Origin of the sequence: Nonomuraea sp. B12E4 (genome assembly GCF_039871825.1) — a bacterium.
In the GTDB taxonomy this organism is placed as follows: Bacteria; Actinomycetota; Actinomycetes; order Streptosporangiales; family Streptosporangiaceae; genus Nonomuraea.
This window is the reverse complement of sequence record NZ_JBDPME010000011.1, coordinates 195,225-216,261: the sequence shown is the minus strand read 5'-3', so window position 1 is coordinate 216,261 and position 21,037 is coordinate 195,225. Positions and strand designations below refer to the sequence as shown.

The 21,037-nt window shown below is 72.5% G+C and carries 19 protein-coding genes and 1 pseudogene; 12 read left to right on the top strand and 8 right to left on the bottom strand.

The annotated features are described in order from the left end of the window. Positions 1–32: 32 nt before the first annotated feature. Both ABGB18_RS25560 and ABGB18_RS25555 read right to left on the bottom strand, forming a co-directional pair. Positions 33–2,210, bottom strand: a complete 2,178-nt coding sequence (locus ABGB18_RS25560) for a fibronectin type III domain-containing protein (protein ID WP_347698116.1) — start codon at positions 2,208–2,210, stop codon at positions 33–35. Between the two features lie 223 nt (positions 2,211–2,433). After that, on the bottom strand, positions 2,434–3,921 hold the full coding sequence (locus ABGB18_RS25555) for a PLP-dependent aminotransferase family protein (protein ID WP_347698115.1): 1,488 nt from the start codon (positions 3,919–3,921) through the stop codon (positions 2,434–2,436). A gap of 192 nt (positions 3,922–4,113) precedes the next feature. Between ABGB18_RS25555 and ABGB18_RS25550 the strand changes: the two genes are divergently transcribed. Together ABGB18_RS25550 and ABGB18_RS25545 are read left to right on the top strand one after the other, a co-directional pair. Beyond that, positions 4,114–4,911: an aspartate/glutamate racemase family protein gene (locus tag ABGB18_RS25550; protein ID WP_347698172.1), complete on the top strand. Its 798-nt coding sequence runs from the start codon at positions 4,114–4,116 to the stop codon at positions 4,909–4,911. After that, complete coding sequence (locus tag ABGB18_RS25545; protein ID WP_347698114.1) at positions 4,908–5,624, top strand: hypothetical protein; 717 nt, start codon at positions 4,908–4,910, stop codon at positions 5,622–5,624. Before ABGB18_RS25550 ends, ABGB18_RS25545 begins: the two co-directional genes overlap by 4 nt. 17 nt (positions 5,625–5,641) lie before the next feature. Here the strand turns inward: ABGB18_RS25545 and ABGB18_RS25540 are convergent, their stop codons facing one another. Beyond that, a complete protein-coding gene (locus ABGB18_RS25540; protein ID WP_347698113.1) occupies positions 5,642–6,808 on the bottom strand; it encodes an FAD-dependent oxidoreductase in 1,167 nt (388 codons plus the stop codon). Between the two features lie 92 nt (positions 6,809–6,900). Between ABGB18_RS25540 and ABGB18_RS25535 the strand changes: the two genes are divergently transcribed. Together ABGB18_RS25535 and ABGB18_RS25530 are read left to right on the top strand one after the other, a co-directional pair. Continuing rightward, positions 6,901–7,464 carry a helix-turn-helix domain-containing protein gene (locus ABGB18_RS25535; RefSeq protein WP_347698112.1) on the top strand — a complete coding sequence of 188 codons (564 nt, stop codon included), beginning with the start codon at positions 6,901–6,903 and terminating at the stop codon, positions 7,462–7,464. 122 nt (positions 7,465–7,586) lie between these two features. After that, a pseudogene (locus ABGB18_RS25530) lies at positions 7,587–8,402 on the top strand (hypothetical protein); the annotation flags it as partial. Between the two features lie 599 nt (positions 8,403–9,001). On the opposite strand, the gene ABGB18_RS25525 reads toward ABGB18_RS25530, so the two are convergent. Next, positions 9,002–9,403, bottom strand: coding sequence for a DUF6069 family protein (locus tag ABGB18_RS25525; RefSeq protein WP_347698171.1), 402 nt, complete (start codon positions 9,401–9,403; stop codon positions 9,002–9,004). Between the two features lie 131 nt (positions 9,404–9,534). Between ABGB18_RS25525 and ABGB18_RS25520 the strand changes: the two genes are divergently transcribed. Both ABGB18_RS25520 and ABGB18_RS25515 read left to right on the top strand, forming a co-directional pair. Next, on the top strand, positions 9,535–10,665 hold the full coding sequence (locus tag ABGB18_RS25520; RefSeq protein WP_347698111.1) for a histidine kinase: 1,131 nt from the start codon (positions 9,535–9,537) through the stop codon (positions 10,663–10,665). Continuing rightward, positions 10,653–11,306: a response regulator transcription factor gene (locus tag ABGB18_RS25515; protein ID WP_347698110.1), complete on the top strand. Its 654-nt coding sequence runs from the start codon at positions 10,653–10,655 to the stop codon at positions 11,304–11,306. Before ABGB18_RS25520 ends, ABGB18_RS25515 begins: the two co-directional genes overlap by 13 nt. 106 nt (positions 11,307–11,412) lie before the next feature. Here ABGB18_RS25515 and ABGB18_RS25510 read toward each other — a convergent pair whose 3' ends face one another. Continuing rightward, positions 11,413–12,150, bottom strand: a complete 738-nt coding sequence (locus ABGB18_RS25510) for a dienelactone hydrolase family protein (protein ID WP_347698109.1) — start codon at positions 12,148–12,150, stop codon at positions 11,413–11,415. Between the two features lie 223 nt (positions 12,151–12,373). After that, a complete protein-coding gene (locus tag ABGB18_RS25505; RefSeq protein ID WP_347698108.1) occupies positions 12,374–13,105 on the bottom strand; it encodes an alpha/beta hydrolase in 732 nt (243 codons plus the stop codon). Positions 13,106–13,306: 201 nt separating this feature from the next. Here ABGB18_RS25505 and ABGB18_RS25500 point away from each other — a divergent pair, with 201 nt between their 5' ends. Both ABGB18_RS25500 and ABGB18_RS25495 read left to right on the top strand, forming a co-directional pair. Then, positions 13,307–14,116 carry an endonuclease/exonuclease/phosphatase family protein gene (locus tag ABGB18_RS25500; protein WP_347698107.1) on the top strand — a complete coding sequence of 270 codons (810 nt, stop codon included), beginning with the start codon at positions 13,307–13,309 and terminating at the stop codon, positions 14,114–14,116. Between the two features lie 271 nt (positions 14,117–14,387). After that, positions 14,388–14,930: a carboxymuconolactone decarboxylase family protein gene (locus tag ABGB18_RS25495; RefSeq protein WP_347698106.1), complete on the top strand. Its 543-nt coding sequence runs from the start codon at positions 14,388–14,390 to the stop codon at positions 14,928–14,930. A gap of 58 nt (positions 14,931–14,988) precedes the next feature. Here ABGB18_RS25495 and ABGB18_RS25490 read toward each other — a convergent pair whose 3' ends face one another. Beyond that, on the bottom strand, positions 14,989–15,381 hold the full coding sequence (locus ABGB18_RS25490; RefSeq protein ID WP_347698105.1) for a nuclear transport factor 2 family protein: 393 nt from the start codon (positions 15,379–15,381) through the stop codon (positions 14,989–14,991). Between the two features lie 195 nt (positions 15,382–15,576). On the opposite strand from ABGB18_RS25490, the gene ABGB18_RS25485 reads away from it, so the two are divergent. Both ABGB18_RS25485 and ABGB18_RS25480 read left to right on the top strand, forming a co-directional pair. After that, complete coding sequence (locus ABGB18_RS25485) at positions 15,577–16,152, top strand: peroxidase-related enzyme (RefSeq protein WP_347698104.1); 576 nt, start codon at positions 15,577–15,579, stop codon at positions 16,150–16,152. Further along, the gene (locus ABGB18_RS25480) at positions 16,149–17,678 is read left to right on the top strand and encodes an NAD(P)-binding domain-containing protein (protein WP_347698103.1); all 1,530 of its coding nucleotides are present in this window, start codon (positions 16,149–16,151) and stop codon (positions 17,676–17,678) included. Before ABGB18_RS25485 ends, ABGB18_RS25480 begins: the two co-directional genes overlap by 4 nt. 18 nt (positions 17,679–17,696) lie before the next feature. Here the strand turns inward: ABGB18_RS25480 and ABGB18_RS25475 are convergent, their stop codons facing one another. Then, the gene (locus ABGB18_RS25475; RefSeq protein ID WP_347698102.1) at positions 17,697–18,833 is read right to left on the bottom strand and encodes a glutamate--cysteine ligase; all 1,137 of its coding nucleotides are present in this window, start codon (positions 18,831–18,833) and stop codon (positions 17,697–17,699) included. 724 nt (positions 18,834–19,557) lie between these two features. On the opposite strand from ABGB18_RS25475, the gene ABGB18_RS25470 reads away from it, so the two are divergent. Both ABGB18_RS25470 and ABGB18_RS25465 read left to right on the top strand, forming a co-directional pair. After that, positions 19,558–19,929, top strand: a complete 372-nt coding sequence (locus ABGB18_RS25470) for a beta/gamma crystallin domain-containing protein (protein WP_347698101.1) — start codon at positions 19,558–19,560, stop codon at positions 19,927–19,929. A gap of 230 nt (positions 19,930–20,159) precedes the next feature. Next, on the top strand, positions 20,160–21,020 hold the full coding sequence (locus tag ABGB18_RS25465; protein WP_347698100.1) for an NAD(P)H-binding protein: 861 nt from the start codon (positions 20,160–20,162) through the stop codon (positions 21,018–21,020). Positions 21,021–21,037: the final 17 nt, after the last annotated feature.

Sequence of the window (21,037 nt, the reverse complement as noted above, 5' to 3'; positions counted from 1 at the left end):
GACGGCCCGCGGGCCGTCCGGGGTGCGGGCCATCAGGCGCAGGTGTAGCCGGATGGGAGGGCGGCGTCGCCGTTCGGGCGGCTCACCTGGAAGCCGACGCCGGTGGTGGCGGCTCCGGGGGCGAGGGTGCCGTTGTGGCCGACGTTCCTGATGGTCACGTTCTGGCCGCTGACGGTGCTGGTGCCGTTCCACGAGCCGGTCATGGTGTGACCGGCCGGCAGGGTGAAGGTGACCGTCCAGCCGGTGATCGTCGAGGTGCCGGTGTTGGTGATGGTCAGAGGCTGGATGACGTACCCGGTGGCCCATTGGGTCTGCACGGTCGGGGCGGCCGCGCACGCTCCGGTGGACGTGCCGGGCGAGGTCGTGACCGCCGCGGTGTCCGAGACCGGCGAGGCGTTGCCCGCGGCGTCCCGCGCCCTGACCTGGTAGCGGTAGGTGGTGCTCGGGGTCAGGCCCGTGTCGCTGTAGGAGGTCGTGGCCGAGGTGCCGACCTGGGTGAACGTGCCGCCGCTCGCGCCGGGCGCGCGCAGGATGTCGTAGCCGGTGACGCCGGTGTCGTCCGTCGAGGCCGTCCAGCTCAGGGTGGTGCCCGTGGCCGTCGTGCCCGAGGCGGCCAGGCCGGCCGGGGCCGTGGGCGGCGAGGTGTCGCCACCGCCGGTGGTCGTGGTGAACGTGACCGGTGACGAGTTGCCGGACAGGTTGCCGGCGCCGTCCCGCGCCCGCACGTACACCTGATACTGGGTGTTCGCGGTCAGGCCGGTCAGGGTGATCGAGTTGGTGGCGGACTGGCCGAGTTGCGGGTCGGTGGCGCCCTGCTCCCGGTAGACGTTGTAGCCGGCCAGGCCGGAACCGCCCTGGTCTGTGGAGGCGGCCCAGGTCAGTGTGGCGCCGGTGGCGGTCACGCCGGTCGCGGCCGGGGCGCCCGGCGTGCTCGGCGGCGTGGTGTCACCGCCGCCGTCGCCGAGGACCGGCGTCTGCCAGTCCCGCCATTCGGCCAGGTTGCCGGAGGCCCTGGACGAGATCCGGATCGCGCCGGCGGCGTTGCCCGTCTTGAGCAGGAACTTCTGGATGTTCTGCTGCAGCGGGGTCCGCCATTCGGCCCTGTTGGCGCAGTGGTTGCCGTCCTGGACGTCGGACCAGTAGGTGATGTTCTCCCCCGCGCCGAGCGCCTTGTAGACCTCCGCCCCGCCCAGGGCGGCCACGCTCGCGGACCTCGGGCCCAGGTTGGTGATGTGCGGGTTGTCCATGATGAATAGCCCGCGCGGCGCGACCATGGCCACCATCTCATGCGTGTCCACCGGCAGCCTGCCCGGGCTGCTCGTGAAGGAGCCGAACGCGTCGCCCAGCCATGGCTGCTCTCCATACGCGCTGCTCAGGCTCTGGGCGCCCTCCCCGGGAATCCCGCGGAAGATGGGAACCCCGGCGCTGCCCGACTCGATCGGCATGGTCAGCGCGATGCGCTGGTCGAACACCCCGGTCACGAAGGCGCCCTTGCCGAACCGCGAGCATCCCGTGACGCCGGTCGCGTCCGCTCTGAGGATGCTGCCGTCCGACTGCTCGATGACGTCGATGATCCGGCTCACGCCCCACCCCCAGGCGAGGAGCAGCCCGGTGCTGCTCGATGAGCCGTAGATGCTGTAGAACGCGCCCTGCTTGTTGTTGCGTGGCGTGCCCTCCCGGCCGACCACGTAGGGGTCGTAGCTGATGACGGCGGCACCGGCCGCCCTGATGGCGGCCGTGTCCGCACCGAACCCGCCCAGCACGACGACGGCCGGGAACGGCCCGGACCCGCTCGGCAGCGAGACGCCGGCCGAGAAACTGGAGCTCCTGCCGTTGTGGTTCACGTTCACCGTGATGCCGGTTCGCGTGACCGTCCCCGTGACGCTCGCCGGCTTCACCGGCTTCTCGCCGTAGACGAACCGCTCGGCCAGCCGTTTGATCTCCTCACGCCGGCATCGCCACTCGGACCTGGTGGTGATGCGCGTGCCGTCCAGCTTCCTGAAGGGGTCGGGCAGCCTGGAGTTGGTGGGCAGGGAGCCCGCGTCGGGCAGGCCGGTCACGACGCAGTCGGCGCCCTCGTTCTCCACGCCGGGGGCCGCGACGGCCTCGGTGGGTGTGAACGTCACCGCTCCGGCGGCCGAGAGCGTCGCCACCACCGCCAGCGCGACGACCTTCGAGCGGAGCTGCGAGCGGCCCAAGCCGGTGATCACCAGGGCTCTCCCTTCCGGATGGGGTGTTGGCGATCAGTTTGAGAACCCAGTCGAAACGTGTCAATAATCAGCCGAAATATTTCATAGCAAGGTCCGTCGATAGTGATTTCACCTGCAATGACGTGGCCCTACTTCACGAAACTTTCGGATATCAGCTGAAGACCCTGCTCTATTGCCTTCTTGGCTCAGGCGATGTCGAAAATTTCAGAGCCGGTGGCGGGCGTCAGGCGATCCAGTGGGGTCGCCGGGTGGCCGACCGCAGGGGGAGTCCGTCGGCCAGGGCGGCGAGCATGCGCTGCACGGCCTCGCGCAACGTGCCGGCGGAGGTGGTGTACGGGATGCGCAGCCGCTGCTCGAAGACGCCCGGGTCGGCGGCGAAGTGGCCACCGCCCTCGATCCGTACGCCATAGTCGAGGGCGCGCTCGGCGAAGGCCGAGGCGATCGGCTCACCGAGGTCCACCCACAGCGACAGCCCGCCGGGCGGCTGCCGCCAGGTCCACTGCGGGAGGTGCGCGGACAGCGCCTCCGACAGGGCCGCGCGCTGCTCGCGCAGGCGTTCCAGGCGGAGTGGCAGCAGCTCAGCGCTTCTGGCCAGCAGGGCCAGGGCCAGGAGTTGGTCCAGCACCGAACCGCCCAGGTCGTTGGCGATCCGCTGTCCGGCGAGCTCGGTCACGAGGCGCGCCGGGGCGCGCAGCCACCCGATGCGCAGTCCTCCCCAGTAGCTCTTGCTCATCGAGCCGATGGTGATGACCTGGCCGATCCCGCCGGGAGTGGCATGGGAGGCGAACGGCGGCGGGGCCGGGACGTCGAGGGCGAGGTCGGCCAGGGTCTCGTCGATGACCAGCCAGGTGCCGGCCCGCCGGGCGGCGCGCAGGACGCGTACGCGCTCCTCGACCGGCATGAGAAGCCCGGCCGGGTTGTGGAAGTCGGGGATCAGGAAGGCCAGTTTCGGCACCGCCTGCCGCAGGGTGGACTCGATGATCTCGACGTCCCAGCCGCTGTCGGTCACCGGCACCGAGACCGGGCGTAGCCGGGCGCGGCGCATGGCCTCCAGCGCGTTCGGGTAGGACGGGCTCTCCACCATGACCCGGTCGCCGGGCTCGCACAGGAGCCCCAGAACCAGCGTGAGCGCGTGCTGGGCGCCGGAGGTCACCAGGACCTGGTCGGGCACGGTTGCCAGGCCCCGCCGGGTGAACCGCTCGGCGACGGCGGCACGCAGCTCCGGCAGGCCGTAGGGGTGGTAGCCGGGAGTGTGCGCGTGCTCGGTCAAGCGCGGTCCGGCGCGGTCGAGAGCCTCGGCGAGCACCTGTTCCGGCAGCCCGGGGGCGGCCCTGGCCAGGTCGATCGCCGCGTCCGGGGGCGCCAGGGCGCGTGCGACGCCGCTGGGGCGGGCGCCCTCGGGCAGGGCCGTCCAGGTCCCGGCGCCCTGGCGGCTGTGCGCGTAACCGCTCTCGCGCAGCAGGTCATAGGCGGCCGTGACGGTCGGCCTGCTGATCTCCAGCGCGACGGCGAGGTCGCGTTCGGCGGGGAGCCGGACGTGCAACGCGATGCGCCCGTCCAGGATGAGCGCGCTGATCGCCTGGGCCAGGTGGCGGTAGACGGGCCTGGTCGTCCCCGGGTCGGGCAGCATGGCGGCCAGCCGCCGGCCCCCCAGCGTCCGCTCGACGCGGCCCACCCTGTCCACGGGCCGGAACGACGGCGAGCCTGCCATGCCACTCCCCCGTAATTGGTCATGCTCTTGCCGCCGATAACTGTACAAACTCTCCGCCAGTGGCATTGACGACGAGCATCGGTGGAGGGCACTGGCATGGCGCGGGGGATCACGGATCGCGGCGAGCGCGAACGCCGGCACGGTCATGTGGCGGGCGCCGCGGGCGACCCGCGGGCGGCTCCCGGCGCCCGGGTGAGGATCGCGCTCATGGACGCCGGCATCGGGCTGCTGGCGGCCGCCGCCGCGGTACGCCGCCTGCGGCCCGACGCCGACCTCGTGCTCGCCTCGGACCCCGACGGCATGCCCTGGGGGCCGCGTACCCCCGCCGACATCACCGCCCGCGCCCTGGCCGTCGCCGAAGCGGCCGCCGCGCACCACCCGGACGCGCTGATCGTCGCCTGCAACACCGCCACCGTGCACGCGCTGCCGGCGTTGCGGGCCCGGCTGGAACCCGGCCTGCCGGTCATCGGGACGGTCCCGGCGATCAAACCGGCGGCCGCGGGTGGCGGGCCGGTCGCCGTCTGGGCCACTCCCGCCACCGTCGGCAGCCCCTGCCAGCGCGGTCTCATCGACCGGTTCGCCGAGGGCGTGCGGGTCACCGAAGTGCCGTGCCCCGGACTGTCCGACGCGGTCGAGGCGGCGGACGGGGCGGCCGTCGGGCTCGCGGTGACCGCCGCGGCCGAGCTCACCCCGGACGACGTGCGGGCCGTGGTCCTGGGGTGCACCCATTACGAGCTCGTCGCCGGACGTATCGGCGCGGCCGTGCGCCGGCCCGGCCTGCCGCCGCCCGCGCTGCACGGCTCGGCCGGCGCGGTCGCCGCCCAGGCGCTGCGCCGCATCGGCGCGCGGCCCGCCCCGCAGGCGCCTGCCATGGGCACCCTGACCGTGATCCGCAGCGGGCGCGCGGCCGAGCTCCCGCCGGCGGCGCTGGCGTACGGCGAAGGCCGGCTGCTGCAGAGCACCGGAGCAGTGCTGGGGGGCCGTCCGTGAGCCGCGACGCGACGCGGCGCCGTGCTCGCGGCCTGGGGCATCGCGCCGTGGCGGTGCTCGCGGGCGGCAGCCGCCGCCCCACGCCCCACCTCGGCTACGTCTCCCTGCGCGAGCATCCGCTGAGACGCCTCCCCCAGTTGTTCGCCGGCCTCGCCCTCTACGGGCTCAGCCTCTCGGCGATGGTGCGGGCCGCGCTGGGCGTCAACCCCTGGAGCGTCCTGTACGAAGGGCTGGAACGCCACACGTCCCTCAGCTTCGGCACGATCAGCGCCGTCGTCGGCGTGCTGGTGCTCCTGCTGTGGATCCCCCTCAAGCAGGTACCGACGCTCGGCACCCTCGCCAACGTCGTCGTCCTGGCGGGCTCGTCCGATCTCGGCCTCCTGCTCATCCCCGAGCATCTCGGCCTCCCTGCCCGGATCGGCCTGCTGGCCGGAGGTGTCCTCCTCAACGGACTGTCCGTCGCCGTCTACGTCGGCGCACGCTTCGGACCCGGTCCCCGGGACGGGCTGATGACCGGCGCGTCCGCCGTGACCGGGCTCTCCATCCGGCTCATCCGCACCCTCATCGAGATCACCGTACTCGCCGCGGGCTGGCTGCTCGGCGGGAGCGTGGGGGCGGGCACCGTGCTGTACGCCCTCGCCGTCGGCCCGATCACCCAGCTCTTCCTGCCCTGGTTCGCCTACCACGGCAGCGCCGGGCCTCGGCACCCGTGACCGGGGCAGGCGGGCGTTCAGAAGACCAGGGTGCCTCCCCGCGTGCCGGTCTCCGCCAGACGCTCGATCCGCAGGGCGTCGATGTCGATGCTGTGCGCCCGCCCGTCCACCGCCTCCTCGGCGATCAGCCGGCCCACCGCCGGTGCCTGCATGACGCCGTGGCCGGAGAAGCCGCACGCGTTGATCCAGCCCGGCGCGCCCGGCATGGCCCCCAGGAAGGGCAGGTGGTCGGGCGTGATCTCGTACGTGCCCGCCCAGGACGCCGTCGGGTCGATCGGCACCTCGGCCAGCCACGGGAAGCGCCGCACGCCGGAGGCCAGCACGTGCTCCAGCCAGTCCCAGTCGATCCGGGTCGTGTATCCCGGCGCCTCGGCGGGATTGGCCCGCCCGAGCAGCAGGCGGGCCCCCTCGCCGCGCAGGAAGAAGCCGCTCGCCACGTCGATCGTCATCGGTGACGGCCGCTCGACGGCGCCCTGGGCGCCGGCGAACACCATCCGCCTGACGTGCCGCACCGGCACCCGCAACCCGGCCAGCGCCGCCAGCTCGCCGGCCCAGCCCCCGGCCGCGTTGACGACCTGCCGGGCGCGCACCCTCCCCTGCGCCGTGGCCAGCTCCCAGCGGCCGTCCCGCCGGTCGACGGAGACGACCTCCCGCCGGTAGGACACGCTCGCGCCGAGGTCGCGGGCCATCGCCAGGTACGTCGCCGTCACCAGGTGCGGGTCCACCACCCCGTCGCCGGGCCCCCAGGTGCACCCGCCGATCCCATCGGGGACGAAGCTCGCGTGCCGCTGCGCCTCCTCCGGCGAGAGCACCTCCACCGCCACCCCCAGCGAGCGTTGCAGCTCGACGGCCGCGAGCTGGGCCGCCCAGCGGTCCTCGGGGACGAGCAGCAGGTAGCCCAGCGGCCGGTAGCCGGCGTCCACGCCGTGCAGGGTGGCGAAGTCCCGGTAGGTCTGGATGCCGGCCCAGGACAGGCGGATGTTGACCGGATCCGTCCACTGGGCGCGCACCCCCGCGAACGAGCGGCCCGAGCTGCCCATCGCCGGTCCCTCGTAGGACTCCAGCACGGCCACCCGCACGCCGCGCCGGGCGAGGTGGAACGCGCAGCTCGCGCCGATGATGCCGGCGCCGACGACGGCGACGTCCACCGTCTGTGGGGTCTTGGCCAAGCTGTTGCCTGTCATGCGTCACCTCACGCTCAGGGGAACGGCCGACGGGCTCAGAATCTCACCTCGACGGGACGCACGAAAAGTCATGCATGAGTTATCGTGGAAGCGTGGCTGATGAATTTCTCGACCTGGCGATGGCCAAGGCGCTGGCCAATCCGGTGCGGCAGCGTATCCTGCGCGAGCTGGAGATCCTGGGCGAGGCCACCTCCACGGTGCTCGCGGACCGGCTCGACGTCACCACCGGAGGCACGAGCTACAACCTGCGGGTCCTGGCGGAGCACGGCTTCGTCGAGGAGATCCCGGAGCGGGCCCGCGGCAGGGAGCGCTGGTGGCGGCTGACCCGGAAGAGCGTCCTCTTCCCTCTCCCCAGCCGGCAGAGCCCGGAGTTGCAGGCGGCGATCGAGGAGCTCAACCGGCTGTGGCTGGCCGAGGACGCGGAGATCCTCGCCCGATTCCAGCACGTTCGCGGGCGGATGGGGCCGTGGGCGGACGCCGTGCCGTATTCGCGGGGTTCCATCCGGCTGACCCTGGACGAGCTGGCCACCTTCTTCAAGGACTACCTGGCACTGCTGGAGAGATACCAGCGTCCGGCCGAGGAGACGCCGCCGGAGGCCCGTACTGTCCTGACCCGTTTCGTCGCCTTCCCCGAGCCCGAGGAGGAGCCCACCTGACCCCTGACTGATCCTGGGCCGTCGAGCGGCCACTCGACGGCCCAGGGAGGCGGAAGCCATGACACCTCGCCTGCCGGCGAGGTCTTGATGCGTGTTGACCTCCGAGCAAAGGAGAGCACTTCGTGCTGCCCCGACGCAAATCCCGTACGTCAGGCCGCTGGATCGCGGCCCTGCTACTCATCCTGTCCCCGCTGCTGCCCCCGGCCGCGCCCGCGGCGGCGGCCGATGATCTCGTCGGCACCGAGGTCACCTTCCACAACGGCGCCGTGCGCCTGCACGGGACGGTGCTCGCGCCCGCCGCCGCGGGCGGCAGGCGCCCCGGGCTGGTGCTCATCGCGGGAGCCGGTAGCCGGTCCCGCGAGTCCTACCGCGCCGAGGCGGAGGCCTTCGCCAGGTCCGGGGTCGTGGTGCTGATCTACGACAAGCGGTCCGGCTACTCCCGGGCCACCAGCTCCTTCGCGGACCTGGCCGACGACGCCGTCGCCGGAGTCCGGCTGCTGCGGGCCCGCCCGGAGGTGAAGCCGTCGCTGGTCGGCGTCTGGGGCCACAGCGAGGGCGGCTGGGTGGCCCCGCTCGCCGCGGTCCGCTCCGCCGACGTCGGGTTCGTGATCACCGCGGGGGCCGGTGCGCTGCCCTCCGACAGGACGCAGCTCTGGAGCAACCGTACGTACCTGTCGCATGCGGGAGTGACCCGGTCCCTGCTGGAGCCGATCGGGGCGAACCTCAGCCGGATGCTGGTGGCCGCGGGCCTGTTCGGGGACACCGGCCATGATCCGGTGGCGACCCTGCGGCAGGTCAGGCAGCCCCTGCTGGCGGTCTTCGCCGAGCACGACCGCTCGACCGTGCCGGGAGAGAGCGTGCGCCTGTTCAAGCAGGCACTGGACCAGGGCGGCAACTCGCACTACGCGCTGCGGGTGATCCGCGGCGCCGACCACAACCTGCGGCGCAGCGCCGACGGATTCGCCCCCGCCCGGCCCATCGAGTTCGCGCCCGGTTACCTGGAGCTCCTCACGTCGTGGATCGCCTCCCTCGGCGGCGGCGCGCCCCGGGCGAGCGCGGACGCCCCGCCCGCCCAGGAGCTCGCGAGCGCGCCGGTCCGGGCGCCGGCCTGGTACGAGGCGGGCGCCCTGCAGGTCATGGTGGTGGCCGTCATGCTGATCGCGTTCCTCGGTTACCCGGTCGGCGCGCTGTTCCGCCGGAGGGCGCGCGGCAACCCGCCCGCCGCCGGGAGGTGGGCCGGCCGGTTGCTGGCCACGGGCGGGCTGGTGTGCGTGGTGCGGCGTCGTCGTCCGCTGGCTGCTCGGGCTGGTGGGCGCCGTGCCGCGGCAGCCGCTCGACGCGCCCGCCGGCCTGCTCCTGTCGCTCCAGGTCTGGTGGCTCAGGGGTTGACGCCGGGTGAGGGGTGGGTGCCCTCCTCCACCGCGCGCCGCACGGCCGCGCCGAGCCACATGGCGTTCTCGGTGAGACCGGTGATCACCACGACCCGGCGCCCGCCGGCGGCGGATCGCCGCCCGCCTGCTCGCGTGACGGTCATGTGTCAGGCTTCCCGCGGGGCGCGTTCGTCGCGCCGGGCCAGCCCCGGGATGAGGACGGCGCCGACGACCAGGTGCAGCAGGACCAGCACCAGCGTCGCGGCGGGACCGGCGGCGCTGCCGACCGGGCCGAGCAGGGACAGGACGAGCACGACCAGGGCGACGATCCTCCAGATCCGGCCGGGCCGGGCGGCCAACCGCTCCAGAACGGCCAGCAGCCCCCAGCCCGCCAGCCCGGCCAGCAGGCTCGTCACCACGACCAACACCGGCCCCACCGCCTGCGTGCCGCCGCCCATCCGCACGGTCAGCGTCGTCCCGGCCATCGGCACCGCCAGGGCCCAGACTGCCAGGGCGGCCGCGGGGGAGCCGATCACGGTGAGCAGAAGTCTTCTGATGGAGGTGTTCATGCCGGTCATCCTCACCTGCCGGCCCGGCCCGCCGCATCGGGCGGGCGGTCGCGCCCTGCCCTCCCCCGGAGGGGTACGGGTCCTACTTTGGTAGGTGATGGCGCCGCCGTACCGGCCACTACCCTGAGCCGGTGAGCGAGTTCAGAGGCCCGCATCCGGCCGCGGTGGCCATCGTGGTCGTCGGAGTGAGCGGGCTGGCCGCCGTGACGCTGTGGAGCCTGGCCGGCCAGCCTACCTGGGGACTGGACGTCGTGGTCGCGGCGATGAGCCTGGTCGCCGCGCTCGCCCAGCTCTGGTGGCCGGTGCCCGGGGCGCTGGCCGCCACCCTCCTGGCCACGCTCTCCCCGCTGGCCACACCGGCGGCGACGATGGGGGCGCTTCAGGTGGCCCAGCGCAGGCGCTTCCCCGTCGCGGTGGCGGTGGCGGTGGCGGGCGTCGCGGCCCATGTGATCCAGGGGCAGTGGCGGCCGAACTCCGGCATCTCCCAGCAGTGGTGGCTGCTGCTGATCTGCGCCTCCTACGGCGCGCTGCTCGGCTGGGGCGCGCTGGCCCGCTCCCGCCGCGCCCTGCTCATGTCGCTGCGCGAACGCGCCCGCCGCGCCGAGACCGAGCAGGGCAGGCGGGTCGCCGAGGCCCGCATGGCCGAACGCCGCCGGCTCGCCAGAGAGATGCACGACGTGCTGGCCCACCGCCTGTCGCTGGTGGCCACCCACGCCGGGGCGCTGGAATACCGCCCGGACTCCTCCCCCGACCAGATCGCCCGCGCTGCCGGAGTGGTGCGCGCCGGGGTCCACCAGGCGCTGGAGGAGCTACGCCAGGTGATCGGCCTGCTCCGGGAGCAGGACGACCAGCTCGACGACCTGGAGACCCGGCCGGGGCTGGCCGACCTGCCCGGCCTGATCGCCGACGCACACCAGGCCGGCCAGCCGGTACGGCTCCAGGAGGAGGTCGCCGACACCGGCACCCTGCCGGCGGCCACGGCCCTGACCGCGTACCGGGTCGTGCAGGAGGGGCTGACCAACGCCCGCAAGCACGCCCCGGGCCGGCCGGTCGAGGTGCTGCTGCGCGGCGCTCCCGGCACGCCCCTGCTGATCGACGTGCGCAACCCGCTGCCGCCGGCGGGCGCGGACCCGATCGCGCCGGGCAGCGGGCTCGGCCTGGTCGGGCTCACCGAGCGGGTACGCCTGGCCGGCGGGCAACTGGACCACCACAGCACCGGAGGGGAGTTCCGGCTCCAGGCCCGGCTACCATGGCCGGCGTGATCCGCGTGCTGCTGGTCGATGACGATGCCCTGGTCCGCGCCGGACTGTCCATGATGCTCGACGGTGCCGCCGGGATCGCCGTGGTCGCCGAGGCGTCCGACGGACAGGAGGCCGTCACGGCCGCCGACGCCCACTCCCCCGACGTCGTCCTGATGGACCTGCGTATGCCACGCGTGGACGGCATCACCGCCACCCGCCGGCTCCGCGCCCGTGCCCGGCCGCCCGAGGTGATCGTGCTGACCACGTTCGACACCGACGAGAACGTCCTGGGCGCGCTCCGCGCCGGTGCCGCCGGGTTCCTGCTGAAGGACACCTCGCCACCGCGGATCGTGGAGGCGATCACCCGGGTCGCCGCGGGCGACCCGATCCTGTCCCCGCGCATCACCCGGCGGCTGATGGAGCGCACGGTCGCCCAGGCCGGGGCCTACGAGCGGGCCCGCGCCGCGCTGGCCGGCCTCACCCCGCGCGAGCGCGAGGTGGCCCTGGCGATCGCGCGGGGCAGGACGAACGCCGACATCGCCGCCGATCTCACCATGGGGATCACGACGGTGAAGGCCCACGTCTCCAGTATCCTGACCAAGATCGGCCTGGACAACCGCACCCAGATCGCGCTCCTCGCCCACGACGCGGGCCTTGCCTGACCGGCATCCTCCCGCGGTCGACGGCCTGAGCGCGCGGCCGGGTCGCGGCCGGTCGGCGGCCGCACAGCGCGCGGGCGAACAGTGCCCGCCGCTCCGGCCGGTGGCCTCAGAGCGCGCGGGTGAACAACGCCCGCAGCGCGGTGAAGTGACGCTCGCAGCCGGCTTCGTCGTACATCGACGTGTCCGACATCGTGTAGCCGTGCGGCGCCCCGGCGTACACCTCGTTGACGGCCGTCAGCCCGGCGTCCTTCAGGGCCTGGCCGAGCCGCTCGATCGCGTCCGGCCCCATCGACGAGTCGTTGTCGGCGTGGCCGAAGACGAACTCCGCGCGTGCCGTGGCCAGGCTCAGGTGCGGGCTGGCGGGCTCCTCGGTGACCAGGCCGCCGCCGTGGAAGCCGCCGACGGCGGCGATCACGCCGGGGTGCGCGCCGGCCACCTGGACGGCGAGCCGGGCCCCCATGCAGTAGCCGACCGCCCCCACGGGCCCGTCGGCGACGCCGTCCAGGGCACGCAGGGTCCTCACGTAGCTCTCGTTGTCGGCCCGCACGCGCTCCGGCGTCATCGAGCCGATCCGGGGCCCGATGCCGGCGAAGAAGCTCTCCCTCTCGCCGGGCTGGCGCAGGTCGCCCTTCGGGGCCAGGTCCTCGACGGAGCCGTCGCGGTAGAAGAGGTTGGGCGCGAGCACCACGTACCCCCAGCTCGCGATCCGGTCGGCCATCTCCTGGATGCGCGGGCGCAGCCCGATCGCGTCCATGTAGAGCAACACCCCGGGATGGCCGGCGGAGTCGTCGGGGCGGGCGAGGATGGCTTCCGCCGTGCCGTCGGGGACTGAGATCTCGATCATCGTTTCCCGTTTCGTAAGCAAATGGCTTCACAAATAGTGGGCCGTGGGTCGACTCCCCCCGGCCTGCCGACCGCGGCGACGCCGGGACGAACGGGTCACGGTCAGCACGCCTCAGCCTAGCCCGGCGCCACTGTCACCCAGGCCCCCGCCCTGAGCGCGGTGGCGAACCGGAAGGCGTCCGCGGTCCTCGGCGGGCGGGCCCGCCGTGGACCGCGGGCGGGGATCAGCCCAGGTGCCGGGTGAAGAAGCGCAGCGTGTCCTCGGCCTCGGACCGCGGCAGGTCGCCGTGCTTGCCGGGGCTGGCGTGCATCGTCTTCTCCGCCGAGGCGAAGGCTTCGAACAGCGCCAGGCTGTGGGCCCGCGGCACCCGCTCATCGTCCCACTGGACCAGGAACCGCACCGGCACGGTGATCCGCGTGGCGGCCTCGGCCAGCGCGGGCGAGCCCTGCAGGCCCAGCACCGCGGCGCCGACCCGGGGCTCCGCGGCGACCAACGGGACGCCGAGCCCGCAGCCCATCGACACGCCCCAGTAGCCCACCGGGCCGGCGCCGACCTGGCCGAGCTCCTGGAGCGCGGTCAGGACCGCCTGCCATTCCGGGACGGCCTGCCTGGCCGCGAGCGCCTGCAGGGCGGCGACCAGCGTGGCCGTGTCCTCGCCGGCGGCGATCCGGGCCTGGTGCTCGGTCGCGATCCGGTCGAGTTCCTCGTTCTTCGGCCGCTCGCCGTGGTTGGGCGCGTCGATCGCGGCGACCGCGAAGCCGCCCTCGGTGACGAAGCGGTGGGCGCGGGCCAGGACGCCGGGGGCCTTCTTGTGCTGCCCGCCGCCGTGTCCCATCAGGATCAGGGGACGAGGACCGGGGGCGCCTTCCGGCGTCCACAGCACGCCGGGGATCTCGCCGAGGGTGAAGAGCTGTTCGGTGACGCCGTCCGACGACGTCAGGGAGGTGAAGCGCATGGCGTTTCAAGCCTTTCGGGATGCCTGCCGCGGGCGCTCCCTAGACCATGCACGGGAGGGAGCCCCGACCTGTCACAGCGTTGATCGGACTCACCTCCTCGGGTTCGCAGCGGTGCACGGCGCCGCCGAAGTTATCACAAAGGGCATCACGCGCGCCCCGCCGGGGCGAACGCCTCCGATGGGGTATTAGGGTTCGTCAACGTGCAGATCATCTCCCTGAACGCGTGGGGCGGAGCGATGTTCGACGAGCTCGCCCGCTGGCTCGACACCTGCGACAGCGACATCCTGTGCCTCCAGGAGGTCACCCGCACGCCTGCGGTCCACGGCTGGACCCGGTTCGACGACGCCGAGCGGTCGCTGCCGCAGCGGGCGAACCTGCTGGCCGACGTCCGCTCACGCCTCCCCCACCACCAGGACCTGTTCGCGGCCAGCGACTCCGGGCCGGTCCAGGCCCAGGACGGGGACCGCCGCTCGCACCGGCAGGACTTCGGGGTCGCCGCCTTCGTCGCCGAGCGGCTTCCCGTCGTCGGCATGCGGACCGCTTTCGTGCACGGGAGTTACGTCGAGCATCGCGACGAATGGCCGAGCGACGGACGCCCCCGCGCCGCCCTCGCCGTACGGGTCTTCGACCCGGAAGCGCAGCGGTTCGTCACCGTCGTCACCCTGCACGGCCTGCGGGACGCGAGCGGGAAGGCCGACACTCCGGCGCGCCGCGCACAGGCCGAGCGGCTCGCGGAGCTCGTCACCGGCGCCCGCGAGGACGGCGACCTGACCGTGGTGTGCGGCGACCTCAACCTGCTGCCCGGCAGCGAGACGTTCCGGATCCTCGGTGAGATCGGGCTGGTCGACCTGGTCCAGGAGGCCGACACCAGGACCTCCCGCTATCTCAAGCCCGTACGGCATGCGAGCTATCTGCTGGTTTCCGACCCCGCCGCCGTCAAGCGGTTCGAGGTCCTGGCGGCGCCAGAGGTCTCCGACCATCGCGCCTTGCTGCTCGACCTCCGGCCCTGAGCCCGCATGCCCCTTCGGAGACGTGCGGTGACACCCCTCGCGAATCGCGGCAGGTGGCAGGAAGCGGTCATCTGGCTGCACATTCCTGGCCGCTCGCGGGCCGATTCGGGAGACCTGCCCACCGCACGCTGTAAACACCGGAACATCTCCGATACCGAAGGGTGCGAATATGGCGGATGTTGCTTTTTCGGGTGCCCGCAAAACGGCGAATTGGCCACCACGCTGGCGGGAATTCGTTAATCACCGGGGCGGCAAAGCCGCCCACATCAAGTTGCGTTCGGACGAGCCGGGAATCCGCGGCCTGTTCCGCTACCGGCCGGACACGGCGGAGCCGCTGAACCTGCTCTCGGAGGTGCTCCTCCGTGGTGACGGCACGCTGAGCCGCGGGGAGCGCGAGCTGATCGCGGCCTATGTGTCGTCGCTCAACCGCTGCCGGTTCTGCTACCACACGCACGCGGCCTTCGCCGCCATCCGGGTCCCGGGCGGCATGACGCTGGTCGACCAGGTACGCGACGACCTGCCGAACGCCCCCGTCCCGGCCAAGCTCAAGGCACTGCTGGTGATCGCGGCAGCCGTGCAGCGCAGCGGCCAGGAGGTCACCGCCGAACTCGTGGAGACGGCCCGGCTGGAGGGGGCCACGGACGACGAGATCCACGACACGGTGCTGATCGCGGCGGCGTTCTGCATGTACAACCGCTACGTGGACGGGCTGGCCACGCTCGCCTGCGACGACCCCGAGCACTACGCCGAACGGGCCCGGCTGACCGGCGGATACGTGGCGACCTGGAAGGAGGCGCTGGACGAGGCCTGCTGAGCCGCGCCGAAGACCGCGGGGCCGCCCGCCCGGCCCCGTCCGGCGCCCCTGCCGCCCGTCAGGCGAAGAACTCGTCGACGGAGTAGGGATCGTACGGGAAGCTCGATCGTTCGCTGATCTTGCCGTCGCTCAGCCGGAAGAGCTGGAGGCCGTGGTCGTTGAGAGTGCGGCCGTCCCGCTCACCGTGGATCGTCAGGACGACGGCCACGCGGTCGGAGCCGGCCAGGTAGTCCTGCGGCTCCAGCCGCAGGGTGCTCGTCGTGGCCTCGGCCAGGTGCGAGAGGTAGCCGAGGACCGCTTCCTTGCCGCTGTAGTCCCGGGCCATCGGGCCGCGGCCGGGAACGTGGAAGACCACGTCGTCGGTGAGGAGGCCACGGAGGATGTCCAGGTCCCCCTTGGCGAGCGCATCGTAGAAACCGCTGGCGACAGAGATGTGGGGATTTTCGGTCATGGATTCCGTCCAGTCGGAAACAGGGCTTATAGCGCCGATCGCGACCTTACGCGGGGTAGATCCTTGATACAAGGAGGTGTCCAGCGGCACATGCGGGAAATGCGGAAGAGTCGGGGACGGCGTTGACAGTTGAGGAGCGGCGACCCGATCATGCAGGGGTCGGCCGACTCCATTAACTGAAAATGAGGAGCTTTGATGCCCCATGTCACCATCGATTCTGGTGAGCCCGGAATTCGGGGCCTCTTCGCCTTTCGCCCTGAGACCGCGGGGCCGCTGAACGCGCTGGCCGAGGTCCTGCTCCGCGGGGACAACACGCTGAGCCGCGGCGAGCGGGAGCTGATCGCGGCCTACGTGTCAGGGCTCAACGAGTGCCGCTACTGCACCGCCTCGCACTCCGCGTTCGCGGCCGCCCAGTTGCCCGAGGGCATGGACCTGGTCGACCGGGTACGCGCCGACGCGGCCGGCGCCGAGATCTCGCCGAAGCTCAGGGCGCTGCTGGCCATCGCGGCCGCCGTCCAGCGGGGCGGCCGCGAGGTCACCGGCGACCTGGTCGCCGCCGCCAGAGCGGAGGGAGCCACCGAGCTGGAGGTGCACGACACAGTGCTGATCGCGGCCGCGTTCTGCATGTTCAACCGGTACGTGGACGGCCTGGACACCCACGCTCCCGACGACCCGGCCGTCTACGCCGCGGCGGCCGAGCGCATCGTGACGCGGGGCTACGGCCACCCCGCCGCCGCCCGATCGACCGAGCAGGCGGGACACGGCGGGTGACGCACGACCACCGCTTCCTGGTCATCGGGGCCGGGCCGGGCGGACTCCAGCTCAGCTATTTCCTGCAGCGCGCCGGGGCCGACTACGTCACGCTGGAGCGGGAGGACACGCCCGGCGGCTTCTTCCGCCACTATCCGCGCCACCGGCGGCTGATCTCGCTGAACAAGGTGCACACCGGCGAGAAGGACCGCGAGATCCAGCTCCGCTGGGACTGGAACTCCCTGCTCAACGACGGCCCGGAGCTGATGTTCCCGAGCTATTCGCAGGAATACTTCCCGCACGCCGACGACCTGCTGCGCTACCTGGCGGACTTCCAGCGCGTGCACGGGCTGCGGGTGCGGTACGGCACGCCGGTGCTGCGGGTGGAGAGATCCGGGGGCCGGTTCGCCGTCCACACGGACGGCGAGGTCTACCGCGCCGACTGCGTGATCGTGGCGACCGGGTGGGGCGGCCCGTATGTGCCCGACATTCCGGGCATCGAACTGGCCACCGGCTATGAGGACGCGCCCGTCGGCGGGGAGGCGTACGCGGGGCAGCGGGTGCTCGTCCTCGGCAAGGGCAACTCGGCGTTCGAGACCGCCCAGGCGTTGCTGCCGTACGCGTCGGTGATCCATCTGGCCAGCCCCAGCCCCGTGCGGCTGACGTGGACCAGCAAGCATCCCGGGCACGTACGCGGCCAGTACGGCGCGCTGCTGGACAGCTACTGGTTCAAGACCCTGCACGCCGTCCTGGAGTGCACCGTGGACCGGATCTGGCGCGAGGACGGGGCCTATCGGGCCGCGATCACGTACACGCTGGCCGACGGCGAGCAGGCGGTGCTCGACTACGACGCCGTGCTGCGCTGCACCGGCTTCACCATGGACACCGGGCCGTTCGACGAGTCCTGCCGGCCCGAGCTGGCCCCGAACGGGCGCATCCCGGCCATCCGCCCCGACTTCCAGTCCGCCAACATCGACGGCCTCTACTTCGCGGGCACGCTCATGCAGGCCCGCGACTTCAAGCGCGCCTCCTCGGCGTTCATCGACGGCTTCCGCTACAACCTGCGCACGCTGGCCGCGCTGTTGCGCGAGCGCTACGACGGGGTGCCGCTGCGCTCGCAGGAGTTGCCCGCCGACCCCGGCCTGATCACGGAGCACGTGCTCGACCGCGTCAACTACAGCTCGGCGCTGTGGACCCAGTTCGAGTACCTGTCGGACGCGTACGTGATCGGCCGGTCGGCACGGCACTACGAGGACCTGCCGGAGGACTACGTCGTGTCCCGCTTCGGCCACGAGGACCTGCTGCTCACCGTCACCCTGCGCTGGGGGCGCCGCGACCACCCCGACGTGTTCGCCATCCAGCGGCACCCGACCCCCGAACGCGCCGACGAGTGCGCGTTCCTGCATCCCGTCGTACGGGTCTGGCGGCGCGGCGAGCCGGTCGCCGAGCGGCACCTGCTGGAGGACGTGCAGGCCCGCTGGCGGGACCCGGAACGCCACGTCACCCCGCTGCGCGCCTTCCTGTCCACCCACCTGCCCGGGCGGTGAGGCCCTGCCGGCGTGCCCTCAGGCGGGGAAGCGCACCACGAGATCGTCCACCACGCCCTCGAACGACCCGTGCGCCTTCAGGGCGGCGCGCTGCCGGGCGGCCCCGCTCCCGGCGGCACGCAGCCACCGCCAGCTCCGCAGGACCGCCTCCAGGTCGCCGGTGTCCTCCAGGGCCGGTCGGACGTGCTCCAGCAACCCCTCCACGACCTCCGCCGCCGGAACCTGCCGCCCGGTGTACGGATCGGCACCATACCCGTCGAGCCCGTCCCTGGCCGCCCGCCAGTACGCCACCCGCAGCAGCTCCTGCGGCGGCCGCGGCCCCGGGTCCCCGGCCTCCACCCGTCTCAGCGAGACCGTCACCAGCGCCCTGACCAGGAGCGCCAGGAGCACCGACTCCTCCACCGAGGCCGGCACGTCCGTCACCCGCACCTCCACGGTGGGCAGCCGCAACGACGGCCGCGCGTCCCAGAACATCGTCGCCGGGTCCACCAGCGCCCCGCTCGCGGTCAGCGCCGCGACCAGGCCCTCGAAGTGATCGAGGCTCTCCAGGTACGGGGGCGGCCCGGCGACCGGCCATTTGCTCCAGGACAGGATGCGCCAGCCCGCGTACCCGGTGTCGCGGCCCGTCCAGAACGGCGAGTTGGCCATGAGCGCGATCAGGGCGGGCAGCCAGGGCCGCAGGTGGTTGCAGACCAGCAGCGCCCGCTCCCGGTCGGGCAGGTGGACGTGGACGTGACCGGCGCAGATGGCCTGCTCGTCGTGGAGCGCCCGGTAGTTCTCGATGCCGAGGTCGTAACGCGGGTCCTCGGTGATGGGCGGCGGCACCGCGGGGCCCAGCACGGGGGTGCCCGAGGCGACCACGGCCAGCTCCTCGGCGCGCGCGGCGGCGGCGACCACGGCCCGCATCCGCCGCAGCTCCCGCTCCAGCTCGGCCGGCCCGGCGCAGGGCGACGTCTTGGCCTCCACCTGGAACCGCGTCAGCTCCGTACACACCCGGTCAGCGAGCTCGCCGGCGGCCTCCCGGACCACCACCCCGGCCCGCGGCGCCACCTCCCGGGTACGGGGATCGACGACCAAGTACTCCTCCTCGACCCCTACCAGCGGGCGGACGGGGTCGAACGACGTGGATGTCGCCGATGCGGCCGTCGAGGTCATGAGATCCCTTTCCCACACGGGACACGACATCTCCGATCTTGCCCGCCCAGCCCCCCACCCGGCACCCCTATCACCCAACCCGACACCACCCTGTCGCGTTGGGCGGACGCGGCCGGTGGGCGCGGTGCGTGGTGAGGGGCGGCGTCCCGCATAGCGGTGTAGTTGCCCACCCACTCAGCCACGGGCGGCCTCCGGCCGAGCAGACCGCCCTGGCCGAGACGGCGTCCCTTCGCCCCCGCACCAGCAGATCCGCCGCAACGTCGAGGATCGCCTCCGCTTATTCGGCCTGCACATGCATCGATGTTAACCGGTATTCGCCACAACCGATAATTGTTCCGCTAACTCCCTATTGTTATCGGTTTACGACAGTGATAACTTGCAAGTGTTAGCAGGCGAGCCAGGAGGTTGTTCATAACACCACATTGCCCTGACGAACGCCCGCCGCACCGGCGAATCCGGAGTGGCGATCAGACACACACCCAGGCATCTACGCCGATCGTCCCGTGGCCCCTTTCTGCCAGTTCCGTCCTTTCCTCGGCGGCCAGGAGGTAGCCGATTTGGACCAGGCGGCTGCGCACGCGCGCGGGGACTGCCGCAGGTCGCGGCAACCGTTCGGCGCCCAGTGAGATGTCGGCGGGGCAGCAACGCGGCTCCGCGACATATTCACCGAACTCATCAATGCAGATGCTTCCACTGCCACAATCCGCAGCAAAGGAGAACCTCCATGAAACGAATCGCCAAACGGGCGGTCCTGGCCGCCTTAGCGTCAATCGCGGCGACGGCCTCACTTACCGTCGCCACCTCGACGCCCGCGTACGCGATCAATGAAGTCCCATGCGCCGGCCGGACCGACTTCCTGCGCGCCACAATCCACCAGACCAACCACCGGTCAGCCGACTACTGTTACGCCAACGCCGGAACGGATTACTACGCCATGCCGCACTGGTGGGTCACCCGGATCTCGACTGGCAACAACCGCGTCCAGTGGCTCGGGGACGGAAGGTGGCAGCCTGATCAGCCGATCCCGCAGTACACCGTGTTCACCTGGCCGAACCACCCCGGCGGGGTCCGCATAGACGGGATCAGGATCCTCTGAACCACCGGAGACATCGGGGGCGGCGGTCCTGCCCGAGCCGCCGCCCCCGCCGCTCCTCCAAGTGCCCGCGCGGATGGTGATCTCGGCTGGGCGGAGACGGGCGCGGGTTGTGCTGATCTTCCTGGCTTCCTTGGTTTGAGTTAGTCAAACCACTGACTATGGACATGGCGGGTGCGGTAGGGTTCTCCCGTTAGAGCGAGTCAGCCAACTAACTATCAATGGAGACAGGCATGATTGTGGTGACGGGTGCCACGGGTAACGTCGGGCGGGCGCTGGTGCGGGTGCTGGCCGAGGCGGATGAGCCGGTGACGGCCGTGTCGCGGAAGATCACCGAGCACGACGTCCCGCAGGGCGTACGGGCCATCGCCGCCGACGTGGCCGACCCGGCGAGCCTGCGGCCCGCCCTCCACGGCGCCGCCGCGCTGTTCCTGCTGATCTCGGGGGATCTCGTGTCAGCGGTCGGCGACCCGGGCGGCGTCGTGCGGGACCTCCTCAAGGACGCGCAGACCGGCGGGGTGGCGCGGGTGGTGTTGTTGTCCTCCCAGGGAGTCGCGACCCGGCCGAACTCTCTCTCCCACGGGAGCCTGGGCGGGTCCGTCGAGGACGCGGTCCGGCAGTCGGGCCTGGAGTGGACGATCCTGCGGCCCGGCGGCTTCGACTCCAACACCTTCGCCTGGGCCGAGGAGATCCGTGCCCGGCGGGCCGTCGCCGCCCCGTTCGGTGACGTCGGCCTGCCGTTCATCGATCCGGCCGACATCGCCGAGGTCGCCGCCGTGACCCTGCGCGAGAGCGGGCACGCGGGGCAGACCTACGAGCTGACCGGGCCCGCCCTCGTCACGCCCCGGCAGCGGGCCGAGGCGATCGGGGACGCGCTCGGGGAGCCGATCCGGTTCGTCGAGCAGACCCGCGCGGAGGCGCGCGCGCAGATGTCGCGATTCATGCCCGAGTCCGTGGTCGAGACCACCCTGGCGATCATCGGCGAGCCCACCTCCGCCGAGCGCCGGATCAGTCCCGACGTGGAAAAGGTGCTCGGCCGCGCGCCCCGCACCTTCGCCGACTGGGCGCGGCGCCACCTCGCCGCCTTCCGGTAGGGGCCGTCACGGGCGGG